Raw genomic sequence first — 12,771 nt, forward strand, 5'->3', positions numbered from 1 at the left:
ATAATCTAGTGACTTGCTGGTCGTAGGATGCGGGCATGAGTGCGGACACGTCAAGCGCGAACGCCCCACGAGCCGCTCACGAGACGAGCGGCGCCGTGCGGCAGCTCCTGCTCGCCGGGGCTGAGGCGCAGGTGGCGCTGGCCAAACGGCTCGGGGTGAACGCCACCGACGCGGCGGCGCTGGACCACCTGTTCAGCGCGGGCCACCCGGTCGGCCCCGCCGAGCTGTCCAGGCGACTCGGCATCACCACCGCCTCGGCCACCGCGGTCACCGACCGGCTGGTCCGCAGCGGACACGTCGATCGCGTGCCGGACGCCCACGACAGGCGCAGGCACGCCCTCACTCCGACCGGCAAGGCGCACCGGGACCTCCTGGGTGCGCTCCAGCCGCTCATCACGGCCATCGACGCGGCCTCAGCGGCACTGAGTCCCGCAGAGCGCGACACGGTCGCTGCGTACCTGTCCGACGTCGCCGCACGCATCCGCGACTACGCCCGCACATCCCCGCACAACCCGGCCTGAGAGCGGGGCGGGCGCAGTCGCGACGGTCGTTCGCGACTGCGCAACGCTCGCGCTTCTTTATTGCGCGGACGTGCAGTTGCTTTCGTGTGCGAGCCGCCCAAAAATATCTTTGCCGGACGTTCCGCCTGGGCGTGAAATCGGCTCCGTTGTGCGGATCGCTGTAAATCGGCGTTCGCCCCACTGGTCAAATGATGACCTTGCGAAATTGAGGACTTGACATGTGCGCGAATTTTGTTCGAGGAAGCGTCGTCGCCCTTGCGCTGGTGGCCAGCGCCTCTACTGGAAGCATTTCGGCGTCAGCTGCTCCTGCTGGGGAGAGTCGACTGTGCGTGGGCACCCCGGTTCCGGGTGGGCACGTCATCACTGCCTACTACTCGACGGGTGCCTGTGGGTCGAACCCCTACAACGCCTACGTCGCGAATCTGCCGCACGACGGCATCATCGCCTGTCACAACACTCCGGTTCCCGCTGGTTTCGGGATCTCGGGGCGCACCAACATCACGAGCTGCCTGCCGACGTCCATCGTCCTGCCGTACAACGCTGTCCGACTCTCTCAAGTGGGCTGACCGGGCATCGCTCGACAATCCCTGAGCTTCGCGTCGCGGCTGCGCTCATGCTCTCGGGCGCAGCCGTCGCCGCTGACCTTCGTTGGTGGAACTGGTGAGTGCGCGCGCTTCCCCAACGACCCGAGTGTGATTCGCTGTGCGCAACAGACTGCTTCGAACAAAGCCCACGCTCAGTTGCACTTGTCTGCCACTTCGCACGAGCCTGAGGCGTCGCTGGCGACGTGATGCTTCGCCGGAACGCGGCATCGTGGACGCTGATCGCGCACTACGCGTCGAGGTGGTGGCGCAGGACCTCGGCCTCGGCGCGGAGTTGGGTGGCGGTGTCGTGGAGGCCGCGCGCGGAGTAGTCGGCAGCGGCGGCGGTGCGTTCGCGGACCTCGTTCTCGACGATGGAGCGGAGGTCGGCCTCGGTGAGGTCGCGGCGCTGGGCCTCGGTCGCGCCCACGCCGACGGAGGCGCCTGCGACGTGCTCGCTGCCGGTGGTGGGCGAGCGCTCGGCGGGGACGGCCTCGGCGTTGTCGATCGCGGCGAGGGCCGAGCGCAGTGCGGTGATGGCGACGCGGTCCCGGGCCTTGAGGGCGGCGGTCAGGGAGGCTCGTAGGCTGGCGCGCATGGGGTGATCTTCCACCATTCGGCCGAAGCGCGAGGGGCGAGATGTTCCGCAACGGCAGTGCGTGAGGAGTTTGCCTTGGTGTGAAACGGATTGCTCCGCTCAGAGTGAACCAATACCAACTACCCCCGGAGTCGCGCTGGAGTGCGCGACACGATCTTGGGGGCTCCACAAGGTGAAGAGAATCCGAAGCGTTGCGGCCGTTCCGGCCGTCGCCGCCTTACTGCTCGCCGGGTTCACTCCGGCGCTGGCGAGTGAGAATCCGCTCAACTCCACGGGAATCCCGGCCAAGTACACCAACCAGGTGCTCGACTGGCACCGCTGCACGGTCGAGGAACTGGGCACCACGCCGCCGCCCGGCTCCGAGCACATGGAGTGCGCGACCCACCTGACCCCGCGCGACTGGAACAACCTCAGCGACACGCGCGACCTGACGATCGCGATCAGCAGGCTCCCGGCGACCGCCCAGGCCACCGACTCGGTGCTGATCAACCCGGGCGGCCCGGGCGCTGAGGGCCGGATCTACCCGGCGCGCCTGCGCTTCCAGGACCGGCTGCTGGTCAACCAGGAAGTGGTCGGCTTCGACCCGCGCGGGACCGGGCGCAGCACGAGCATCAGCTGTGGCGGCGCGCTCGACGGGCCGGAGCAGTTCGACCCGCGCAACCGCGACGCGAAGAACCTCGAAGCGATCCTGGACGCCACCGACAAGGCGGCCCAGCTCTGCATGGAGCGCGCGGGTGACCTCGGCCCGCTGATGAACACCTCCCAGACCGTGCGCGACCTCGACCTGCTGCGCGTGCTGCTCAAGCGCCAGAAGATCAACTGGGTCGGGTACTCGGCGGGCGCGTGGATGGGCGCGCACTACGCGACCGCGTTCCCGAGCCGGGTCAAGCGCGTGCTGCTGGACTCGCCGGTGGAGTTCACCACCAGCTGGGAGCGGGCCTTCGCGTGGCAGCCGCTGGGCTTCGAGCGGCGCTGGCGGCAGGACTTCCTGCCGTGGATGGCCAAGTACGACAAGGTCTACGGCTTCGGCACGACCGCCGAGGCCGCTCGCCAGACCTTCGAGACGGTTCGCACCGCGCTGGGCGTGCGCCCGGTGAAGTACAACGGCTTCACGGTGAACCCGAACATCCTGGACTCCATCGCGGCCGAGGGCATCTACGGCAAGCGCCAGTTCCACGGCACGGCCACCACGCTGGTCGACATCCGCAAGCTGACCCAGCAGAGCACCTCCGAGAAGGAGAAGGCCGAGGCGGCGCTGCGCGTGAAGGCCGCCGTGGAGACTAAGGACGTGGAGACCCGGCTCATGCCCGGCAACGGCAGCCTGCCGGGCGCGCCCGACTCCTACCCGACCAACTTCTGGACGGTCCGCTGCAACGAGGGCCCGTGGCCGGGTGACCGCGCGAGCGTGGTGCGCCAGTCGCAGGAGCACCTCGACAAGCAGCAGACGCTGGTCGGCGGGAAGTGGATGGTGCAGCCGTGCATCTTCTGGCGCAAGCCGCCGCTGGCGCTGCCGACGATCGACGGCCGAGGCCTGCCGCCGACGCTGATCGTGCAGTCCGTGCACGACCCCGCGACCGCCATCGAGGGCACCCGGCGCGCGCACAAGGCGTTCGCGGGCTCCCGGATGATCACCGTCACCGATGAGGGCGACCACGGCCTGTACGCCGCGAACCCGGCTGTCGGGAACCCGGACCTGGACAAGGTCATCAACCAGTACCTGATCGACGGCGTCGTGCCGCCGAACATGACCGTTCCCGGCGCTCCGCTCCCGCCGCCGCCCGGAGCCTGATCTCCTCGCACGAGACGGCCCCGCCGAGCACCAGCTCGGCGGGGCCGCGCGGTGTCCGGAGCCGGATCAGCAGAGCTTGCCGGTGTACTCGGGCATGGTGATCACGAAGCCCGCGTCGCCGAAGTACTTGTCCTCGTTCGGACCCACGCAGAAGAGGTGCACTCCTGTGACCTGGAAAACGGCCCTGACCTCGATCGTCGTGTTCTCGCTCGTGCAGTGGCGGTACCGGACCTCGCCGTCCTTCTTGTAGCCGCCGCACTCCTGCTGGGCGGGGGAGGCGTTCGCCGGGACGGACGCGAGGGCGCCGCCCAGGGCGAGGACGCCGATCGCGAGGGCAGTGGTCAAACGTGGCACAGGGGGCTCCTTCATGTGATCAAGAGTCTTGACCATCACCCCGGTGCGGCGGGTCGGCAACCGCTTCGGGCGTACGTGAAAGCGAGCGGGTTTCGCCTGTGGCGCGAGGAAATTCGGTGGCGGCGGCGCGATCGGGTGCTCTACACACAGCTCCTGTGATCGACCGTGCCGCGATAGCAGACAGACCAACGTTGTTCGGATCGCGGGTCGCGCTCGTCCCGCTCGGACCGGAACACGCCGACGACGCCTTCGCCGCCACCAAGGACCCCGAGGGCCGCAGGCTCACCGGGACCCACCGCGAGTTCACCCTGGAGGTCCTCCAGCGGTGGTGCGAGAGCAGGGCCGAGCAGACCGACCGCATCGACCTCGCCGTGATCGACCGCGCCACCGGGAGCTTCGTCGGAGACCTGGCGCTCAACGAGATCGACTTCGACAACCTCTCCGCGGGCTTCCGGATCGCGCTCACCAGCGGCGCCACCGGCAGGGGCCTCGGCACCGAGGCGACCAGGCTGGTGCTCGCCTACGCCTTCGAGCGGATCGGCCTGCACCGGGTGCAGCTGGAGGTCTACGACTTCAACCCGAGGGCGCTGGCCTGCTACCGCAAGTGCGGCTTCGAGATCGAGGGCACGATGCGCCACGCGCTGCGCTGGGAGGGGCAGTGGCACGACGCGCACCTGATGGCGGCACTCGCACCTACGGCTCAGCTGCCTCGGCACGGCGGATAACATCTGGGTTTCCAGCGTTAGCCGTTCTGAGGAGTTCCCGTGTCCGAGCAGCCCCAACCGGTCGTCTCGCTTCCCGCGCGTGTGACGGTCCCGGCGGGGACTACCGCCGGCCAGGCCCTCCGCGAGGTCGGCGCGTCCAACAAGGGGCCGCAGGCGGTCGTCGTGGTCCGCGACGCCGACGGCGCGCTGCGCGACCTGGCGTGGGCACCGGAGACCGACACCGAGGTCGAGCCGGTCACGGCCGACTCCGACGACGGCCGCAGCGTCATCCGGCACTCGTGCGCGCACGTGCTCGCCCAGGCGGTGCAGGAGCTGTTCCCCAAGGCCAAGCTGGGCATCGGCCCGCCGGTCAAGGACGGCTTCTACTACGACTTCGACGTCGACACCCCGTTCACGCCCGAGGATCTGACCGCGCTGGAGAAGCGCATGAAGCAGATCATCAAGGGCGCGCAGCGGTTCTCCCGCCGCCGCTTCGACTCCGTCGACGAGGCCAAGGTCGAGCTGGCCGAGGAGCCGTACAAGCTCGAACTGGTCGACATCAAGTCGGACGTGGACACCTCCGAGGTGATGGAGGTCGGCGGCGGTGAGCTGACGATCTACGACAACCTCGACCCGCGCTCCGGCGACCGGATCTGGGCCGACCTCTGCCGCGGGCCGCACGTGCCGACCACCAAGTACATCCCGGCGTTCAAGCTCATGCGCAGCGCCGCCGCGTACTGGCGCGGCAGCGAGAAGAACCCGCAGCTCCAGCGGATCTACGGCACCGCGTGGGAGACCACCGAGGCGCAGGAGCTGTACCTGGAGCGCCTGGCCGAGGCCGAGCGCCGCGACCACCGCAAGCTCGGCGTGGAGCTGGACCTGTTCAGCTTCCCCGACGAACTGGGCTCGGGCCTTGCGGTCTTCCACCCCAAGGGCGGCGTCGTCCGCCGCGAGCTGGAGGACTACTCGCGGGCGCGGCACGAGGAGTCCGGCTACGAGTTCGTCAACACCCCGCACATCTCCAAGGGCGGGCTGTTCCACACCTCCGGGCACCTGCCGTACTACGCGGACACGATGTTCCCGCCCATCCAGTTCGAGGGCGAGGACTACTTCCTCAAGGCCATGAACTGCCCGATGCACAACCTGATCTTCCGCTCGCGCGGGCGGTCCTACCGCGAGCTGCCGCTGCGGCTGTTCGAGTTCGGGACGGTCTACCGCTACGAGAAGTCCGGTGTGGTGCACGGCCTGACCCGCGTGCGCGGCCTGACGATGGACGACTCGCACATCTACTGCACCAAGGAGCAGATGCCGGGCGAACTGCGCTCGCTGCTCAAGTTCGTGCTCGACCTGCTCGCCGACTACGGCCTGAGCGACTTCTACCTGGAGCTGTCCACTCGCGACGACTCGCCGAAGTTCATCGGCGACCCGCAGGAGTGGGAGGACGCCACCGAGACGCTGCGCCAGGCCGCCGAGGACTCCGGCCTGGAGCTCGTGCCCGACCCGGGCGGCGCCGCCTACTACGGGCCGAAGATCTCCGTGCAGGCCAAGGACGCCATCGGTCGGTCCTGGCAGATGTCGACCATCCAGCTGGACTTCAACCAGCCCAAGCGCTTCGAGCTGGAGTACACCGCCCCCGACGGCTCGCGGCAGCAGCCGATCATGATCCACCGCGCGCTGTTCGGCTCGATCGAGCGCTTCTTCGGCGTGCTCACCGAGCACTACGCGGGCGCGTTCCCGGCGTGGCTCTCGCCCGTGCAGGTGGTCGGCATCCCGATCGCCGACGAGCACGTGCCGCACCTGGAGTCGGTCGCGGACGCGTTGCGCGGCAAGGGTGTCCGGGTCGAGGTCGACGCGTCGGACGGGCGGATGCAGAAGAAGATCCGCAACCACACCATGCAGAAGGTGCCGTTCATGCTGCTCGCGGGCGGCAAGGACGTGGAGGAGGACTCGGTGTCCTTCCGCTTCCGCGACGGCAGCCAGATCAACGGCGTCTCCGTGCAGGACGCGGTGCGCGCGGTGGTGGAGTGGATCACGCGCAGGGAGAACACCTCGCCCAGCGCGGAGACCTTCGCCGCGGTGCTCGGCTGAGGCGGGCCGGAGCGAGGTGAGCGCGGTCTTCGGCGGCGGCCAGGAGCTGCCCGAACTGTCCGAACAGGACGGGATCGGGATTCCCGATGCCCTGCAACGGTTGTGGACCCCGCACCGGATGTCCTACATCCGCGGCGAGAACAAGCCGAGCGAGTCCGATCGCGAGGTCTGCCCGTTCTGCCGGGTGCCCGACCTCGCCGACTCCGACGGGCTGGTCATCGCGCGCGGGGAGCTGGTCTACGCCGTGCTCAACCTCTACCCGTACAACCCGGGGCACCTGATGGTGCTGCCGTACAGGCACATCCCCGACTACACCGACCTCACCCCCGAGGAGACGGTGGAGCTGGCGGAGTTCACCCAGCGCGCGATGCGGGTGGTGCGCAGGGCGGCGGCACCGCACGGGTTCAACATCGGGATGAACCAGGGCACCGTCGCGGGCGCCGGCATCGCCGCCCACCTGCACCAGCACGTGGTGCCCAGGTGGGGCGGCGACGCGAACTTCATGCCCGTGGTGGCGCACACGAAGGTGCTGCCGCAACTGCTCGGCGAGACCAGGGACCTCCTCGCCGGAGCCTGGGCCGAACAGGACTAGGACCTGTCCGGTAAGTGGTTGAGCTGCGTATTCCGGTCACGGTGCCGCTGGGGGTCGGGGTGTCTTCAAGACCACCAAACCCCCCTGTTGATCATCGTTGACCGCCGCAACCCAGCAGCCTCGTGAGGTTTGCCGTCGTTGAAGACCGCTGGGGCGGGGGTTCGTAGGTCTTGAAGACCGGCGAACCTGATGACCTACAGGATCAGGACTAGTTTCGGTGGGCCAGGTCGGCGGCGGCGTCGGGCCAGCGGGGGAAGGCGAAGGAGAAGCCCGCGTCGAGGAGTCGGCCGGGCACCACTCGGCGGCTCTTCAGCAGGAGTTCGGTGTCCGAGCGCAGGACGAGCGCGCCGACCTCGGCCATCAGCTTGGTCGCGGGAAGGCCCACCGGAACCCGCAGCGTGGAGCGCAGGGCGCGCATCAGTTCACGTTGCGGCAGCGGGTTGGGCGAGGCGATGTTGACCGCGTCGCTGAGGTCCTCGCGCTCGATCAGGAAGCTCACCGCGCGCACGAAGTCCTGGTCGTGGATCCACGACACGTATTGCGCGCCGCCTGCGACAGCGCCGCCCAGCCCCATCCGCGTCATCGCGCTGAGCACGGAGAACACGCCGCCGCGCGCCGGGCTCATCACCATGGCGGTCCTGAGAGCGACCTTGCGCGTGCTCGGCGTGTTCGCGCGCTCCTGGGCCCGCTCCCACTCCTTCGCGATGTCCACGCTGAACGCCCAGTAGCCGGGCACATCGGGCTCTGAGCCGCCGATGACGCCGCTCGCCTCGTCGTTGGGGGCGTCGTAGCGGTGCGCGTAGATCGTGGCGGTGCTCATCTGGAGCCAGACCTTCGGCGGGCGCTCGGCGCGTTCGATCGCCTCGCCGACCACGCGGGCGGAGTCCACGCGCGAGTCCATCATCTGCCTGAGGTTCTCCCGCGTGTAGCGGCAGCTCACGCTCCGCCCGGCGAGGTTGACCACCGCGTCGCAGCCGTCGATCTCCTTCACCCACGGCCCGAGCGCGCGGCCGTCCCACGCGACCTGGCCGGGGCGGGGCCGCCTGCTGAGGACCACGACCTCGTGGCCGAGCGCGGTCAGCTCGCGGTCGAGGACGGCGCCGATGTGGCCGGTCCCGCCAGGTAGCACGATCTTCACGTTCGCTCCTCCGCCGTCGTCGGACGCGAGCCTACGCCACGTTTGAGCGTTCGCTCAAAACAGGTCACGATCAGCGGATTCAGTGCTGGCCACAGCGGCTTCGGCGACGGTCGGCAGCCTCGTACAGTCCCGCCGTGATCAGCTCGCCGCCCTTGGCCTGCCGGAGGCTGCTGCCCGTGCTGCGCAGCGTGTCCCCGGCCTCTCCGCTCCCGCCGTCACTGCCGTTCCGGCCGGTGATCGACGGCGTGCTCATGGCGACGCTGGCCGAGGTCGGGAGCCTGTCGCGGGACATCACCCACGAGCTGGTCGGTGCCAGGTCCTTCGACGCGATGATGGCGTCGGCCTGCGACAACCTGATGGAGACGACGACCTACCAGCGCTCGGAGGAGTGCGGGGGCGCGGTGCTCGTCGTCGAGCGCCCCGACGGCCTCGCGGCCTCGGTGATCGCGTCGCGCTACCTCCGCGACCTGCTCGCCCACGCGCTCGGGCCGGGGCCGCACCTGGTCGCGCTGCCGTGCCCGGACACGCTCCTCGCGACCCCCGTCGGTTCCGGGATGACGTGCAGGCTGGACTGGATCATGAGGAACTCCGCGTGCGAGGGCGCCACCGCGCTGACGCCGAGCCTGATCGCCGTCGAGGCCGCCGGGATGCGAGTGGTCGCCCAGAGGAGGACCACGACGCGCTGAGGACCACACATCCGCTTTCCCGTGCTGCGGTTACGCTGCTCGGGGCCCTTTCCCGAACCCGACCGGCAGGTGCGCAGTCCCGACATGCTGAACCTCTTCGCCCGCGAGACGGTCTCGCGTGTCACCGATCCGATCGGCGCGTGGCTGGTCCGGCTCGGGCTCACCCCGAACGCGGTCACGATCTTCGGCACGGTCGGCACCTCCGCCGCCGCGCTGTGGTTCTTCCCCAGGGGTGAGCTGTTCGTCGGGACGGTGGTCGTCACGCTCTGCACGTTCTTCGACCTCATCGACGGAGCCATGGCGCGCGCGATCGGCGGCGGCACTCCGTTCGGCGCGGTGCTCGACGCCACCTGCGACCGGATCGCCGACGGCGCGGTGTTCGCGGCGATCGTGTGGTGGGCCTTCGCGGTGGAGAACGACCGCTCTGCGGCTGCTGCCGCCTTGGTGTGCCTGGTGTCCGCGCAGGTGATCTCGTACGTGAAGGCGCGCGCGGAAGCCACCGGGCTCTCGGCGGACGGCGGTTTGGTGGAGCGCGCGGAGCGGCTGATCGTCGCGCTCGTCGGCACCGGGCTGCACGGGCTGGGCGTGCCGTTCGCGGCGCCGATCGCGTTGTGGCTGCTCGCAGTACTCGCGGTGATCACCGTGGTGCAGCGGATCGTCGCGGTGCACAGGTCGGCGCGATGATCGAGGCGGCTCTCGCGCACCGCGTCGAGCTGGCGCGCGAGATCGTGGCCACGCCCGGTGCGTTGGAGCCGGACTTCGTCCCGACCTTCACCAAGGCGGTCGAGGACGCGGAATCCGGTGGGCCCGCCGAGCAGAACGAGCTGAGCTTCCTGATCTCGTGCGTGGACCGCACGCGGATCGCGCCCGAGCTGTGGCGGCGGATGGCCGACTCCGAGCGTGAGCTGCGCGCCTTGCTGCCACAGGGTTTCGACCTGCCGGACGTGGTCGACCCGGACGTGTTCTTCGAGCCCCGGCACTCCGCGCGCGTGGTGCTGGTCGACGCCGAGGACCGCGTGCTGCTGTTCCGGGGGCACGCGCCCGAGACCCCGGAGAAGCCGTTCTGGTTCACCATCGGCGGCGGCATCGACCCCGGCGAGGACCCGCGCGCCGCCGCTGCCCGCGAGCTGACCGAGGAGACCGGGCTCGTGGCGCCGGTCGACGAGCTGGTCGGCCCGGTGTGGGTGCGGCGCGAGCAGTTCACCTTCGGCGGCAAGGACGTGGACAGCGTCGAGCAGTTCTTCCTGCTGCGCTGGGCGAAGCAGTGGGAGATCGACACCTCCGGCTTCACGCAGCTGGAGCTGGACACCATCGAGCACCACCGTTGGTGGAGCGCGCGCGAGCTGGCCGCGACGCGGGACCGGGTCTACCCCGTCCAGCTGCGCGAGCTGCTGCCCGAAGTGCTTGGTGGTGCTGAGTTCCGGACCGTCCACTAAGGACTGCTGCGCTGCTCCGGCATCGGGTCGTAGTGGCTGAAATGGCGGGTGAAGCTGGCCGTTCCCGAGGTCAGCGAACGGAGTTCGATGGCGTAGCGCAGCAGCTCGGTCTCCGGAACTTCGGCGCGCACGAGCGTGGTCCCGGCCTGGTCCTCGTCGCCCGGCTCGGTGCCCACCACCCGCCCTCGCCGCGCGGAGAGATCGCCGAGCACGGTGCCCAGGTGCTCGTCGGGCACCCGAACCTCGACCTCGTCCAGCGGTTCGAGCAGCGTGATCCGGCCCTGCGATGCGGCTTCCTTGAGCGCGAGCGCTCCGGCGGTCTGGAACGCGGCGTCGGAGGAATCGACGCTGTGCGCCTTGCCGTCCACGAGCGTCACCCGCACGTCCACCAGCGGATACCCGTCGCGCAGGCCCTTGCCGAGCTGAGCGCGCACGCCCTTCTCCACGCTCGGGATGAACTGGTGGGGGATCGCCCCGCCGACGATCCGGTCGACGAACTCGAAGCCCGAGCCCCTGGGCAGCGGCTCCACCACCAGGTCGCACACCGCGTACTGCCCGTGCCCGCCGGACTGCTTCACGTGCCTGCCGTGACCCTTGGCCTGACTGGCGAAGGTCTCGCGCAGCGGAACGCGCACGGTCTCGGTGTCGATCTCCGCGCCACCCGCGCGCAGCCGTTGCAGCACAACGTCGGCGTGCGCCTCGCCCATGCACCACAGCACCAGCTGGTGCGTCTCGGGATTGCGCTCCAGACGGAGGTTCGGATCGCCCGCCGCGAGCTTGGCGAGGTTGCGGGACAACGCGTCCTCGTCGCTGCGGCTGTGCGCGATGACCGCGATCGGCAGCAGCGGCTCCGGCATCTCCCACGGCGCCATCAGCAACGGGCGGGACGGGTCGGAGACGGTGTCGCCGGTCTCCGCTGAGGAGAGCTTCGTCAGCGCGCACAGGTCACCGGCGACGCAGAACGGCACCTCGCGCAGGCTCGATCCGAGCGGCGAGTAGATGTGCGCGACCCGCTCGTCGGCGTCGTGGTCCTCGTGGCCGCGCTCGGCGAGGCCGTGACCGGAGACGTGCACCGGCCGCTCGGGGCGCAGAGTCCCGGAGAACACGCGCACCAGCGAGACCCGGCCGACGTAGGAGTCCACGGCGGTGCGCACGACCTCGGCGGCGAGCGGGCCGTCCGGATCGACCGCGAGCGCCTGCTCCCCGGTGCCGTCGACGTTGGTCACGCGCGGCGGCCGGTGTTCGAGCGGAGACGGGAAACCCCTGGTCATCACCTGCATCAGCTCGCTCAGCCCGACCCCGGTCGCCGCGCAGACCGGCAGCACGGGGTGGAAGGAGCCGCGCGCGACGGCCTTCTCCAGGTCGGTGATCAGCGTGGCCTGGTCGATCTCCTCGCCCGCGAGGTAGCGGTCCATCAGGGACTCGTCCTCGCTCTCGGCGATGATCCCCTCGATCAGCTCCGCGCGGGCCGGCTCGATCCGCTCCGCATCGTCCTCGTCGGGCATGTCAGCGACCGGCTCACGGCCGCCCGAGTAGTCGTAGAGCTTGCCGGAGATGAGTCCGACCAGTCCGCTCACTCCGCCGTCCGCGCTGGTCACGGGCAGGTAGAGGGGCAGAACCCCGGAGCCGAACGCGGCCTGGCACGCGGAGATCTCCGCTTCGACGGCAGCGCGCGGATGGTCAAGGCGCGAGACCACGACGGCCCTCGGCATGCCCACCGCCGCGCACTCCTGCCAGAGCGCGATCGTGCTCGCGTCGACCCCTTCCGCCGCGCACACCACGAACAGCGCGGCGTCGGCGGCCCGCAACCCGGCGCGCAGCTCACCGACGAAGTCGGCGTAGCCGGGGGTGTCGATCAGGTTGACCTTCACCTCGCCCACGGGGAGCGGGGCGACCGACAGCGCCACCGAGCGCTGCTGGCGCACGGCCGCCGGATCGTGGTCGCACACAGTGGTGCCCTCGGCGACCGACCCCGTCCGGGTGATCACCCCGGCCGCGGCCAGCAGCGCCTCGCACAGCGTCGTCTTGCCCGCCCCGGACGGGCCGACGAGGGCCACGTTGCGGACGCGGGCGGGGTCGGTCACAGCGACCGCGGCCCCGGAGGTGCCGTTCTCGGTGTTCTTCGTACCCATCGCACTCGGCCTCCCGAAGTTGTCGGTGTGGCCGATCTCACACCCTTGCCGAGATGCTGACAACCTCCTCCGACGGGGACCGCCCGCCCGGACGAGCGCGGTGTGTGACGGTCCACGTCCCGGCCACCGAAACGGGGTAAGACCCGGACGTA

Annotated in this window: 13 protein-coding genes; 9 read left to right on the plus strand and 4 right to left on the minus strand. The window is 69.9% G+C overall.

All coding sequences use genetic code 11. The features are described from left to right. The first annotated feature begins 35 nt into the window (after positions 1–35). Both ABD798_RS32860 and ABD798_RS32865 read left to right on the plus strand, forming a co-directional pair. Positions 36–521, plus strand: coding sequence for a MarR family winged helix-turn-helix transcriptional regulator (locus tag ABD798_RS32860; protein WP_344883881.1), 486 nt, complete (start codon positions 36–38; stop codon positions 519–521). Between the two features lie 329 nt (positions 522–850). Continuing rightward, a complete protein-coding gene (locus ABD798_RS32865) occupies positions 851–1,087 on the plus strand; it encodes a hypothetical protein (RefSeq protein WP_344883884.1) in 237 nt (78 codons plus the stop codon). A gap of 265 nt (positions 1,088–1,352) precedes the next feature. Here ABD798_RS32865 and ABD798_RS32870 read toward each other — a convergent pair whose 3' ends face one another. After that, positions 1,353–1,700 (minus strand): GatB/YqeY domain-containing protein, encoded by a 348-nt coding sequence (locus tag ABD798_RS32870; RefSeq protein ID WP_344883887.1) that lies wholly within the window; start codon positions 1,698–1,700, stop codon positions 1,353–1,355. A gap of 172 nt (positions 1,701–1,872) precedes the next feature. Between ABD798_RS32870 and ABD798_RS32875 the strand changes: the two genes are divergently transcribed. After that, entirely contained in the window at positions 1,873–3,489 is a 1,617-nt protein-coding gene (locus tag ABD798_RS32875) for an alpha/beta hydrolase (RefSeq protein WP_344883890.1), read from the plus strand. Positions 3,490–3,555: 66 nt separating this feature from the next. On the opposite strand, the gene ABD798_RS32880 is transcribed toward ABD798_RS32875, so the two are convergent. Then, positions 3,556–3,843, minus strand: coding sequence for a DUF6355 family natural product biosynthesis protein (locus ABD798_RS32880; protein WP_344883893.1), 288 nt, complete (start codon positions 3,841–3,843; stop codon positions 3,556–3,558). Positions 3,844–4,034: 191 nt separating this feature from the next. On the opposite strand from ABD798_RS32880, the gene ABD798_RS32885 reads away from it, so the two are divergent. From ABD798_RS32885 to ABD798_RS32895, 3 genes are read left to right on the plus strand one after another with little or no spacing between them, the layout of a single operon-like run. Further along, positions 4,035–4,568, plus strand: coding sequence for a GNAT family N-acetyltransferase (locus tag ABD798_RS32885; RefSeq protein WP_344883896.1), 534 nt, complete (start codon positions 4,035–4,037; stop codon positions 4,566–4,568). Positions 4,569–4,607: 39 nt separating this feature from the next. Further along, the gene (thrS, locus tag ABD798_RS32890) at positions 4,608–6,635 is read left to right on the plus strand and encodes a threonine--tRNA ligase (RefSeq protein WP_344883899.1); all 2,028 of its coding nucleotides are present in this window, start codon (positions 4,608–4,610) and stop codon (positions 6,633–6,635) included. 16 nt (positions 6,636–6,651) lie between these two features. Then, complete coding sequence (locus ABD798_RS32895; protein WP_344883902.1) at positions 6,652–7,227, plus strand: HIT family protein; 576 nt, start codon at positions 6,652–6,654, stop codon at positions 7,225–7,227. A 208-nt stretch (positions 7,228–7,435) separates the two neighbouring features. Here ABD798_RS32895 and ABD798_RS32900 read toward each other — a convergent pair whose 3' ends face one another. Then, on the minus strand, positions 7,436–8,365 hold the full coding sequence (locus tag ABD798_RS32900) for a TIGR01777 family oxidoreductase (RefSeq protein WP_344883905.1): 930 nt from the start codon (positions 8,363–8,365) through the stop codon (positions 7,436–7,438). A 134-nt stretch (positions 8,366–8,499) separates the two neighbouring features. On the opposite strand from ABD798_RS32900, the gene ABD798_RS32905 reads away from it, so the two are divergent. From ABD798_RS32905 to ABD798_RS32915, 3 genes are all read left to right on the plus strand, one after another. After that, entirely contained in the window at positions 8,500–9,051 is a 552-nt protein-coding gene (locus tag ABD798_RS32905; RefSeq protein ID WP_344883908.1) for a hypothetical protein, read from the plus strand. An 84-nt stretch (positions 9,052–9,135) separates the two neighbouring features. Then, complete coding sequence (pgsA, locus tag ABD798_RS32910) at positions 9,136–9,735, plus strand: phosphatidylinositol phosphate synthase (protein WP_344883911.1); 600 nt, start codon at positions 9,136–9,138, stop codon at positions 9,733–9,735. Then, a complete protein-coding gene (locus tag ABD798_RS32915) occupies positions 9,732–10,487 on the plus strand; it encodes an NUDIX hydrolase (protein WP_344883914.1) in 756 nt (251 codons plus the stop codon). Before pgsA ends, ABD798_RS32915 begins: the two co-directional genes overlap by 4 nt. Here ABD798_RS32915 and ABD798_RS32920 read toward each other — a convergent pair. Further along, on the minus strand, positions 10,484–12,619 hold the full coding sequence (locus tag ABD798_RS32920; RefSeq protein WP_344883917.1) for an elongation factor G-like protein EF-G2: 2,136 nt from the start codon (positions 12,617–12,619) through the stop codon (positions 10,484–10,486). The genes ABD798_RS32915 and ABD798_RS32920 overlap by 4 nt on opposite strands. Positions 12,620–12,771 lie beyond the last annotated feature (152 nt).

Origin of the sequence: Allokutzneria multivorans (assembly GCF_039537405.1) — a bacterium.
Lineage (GTDB): Bacteria > Actinomycetota > Actinomycetes > Mycobacteriales > Pseudonocardiaceae > Allokutzneria > Allokutzneria multivorans.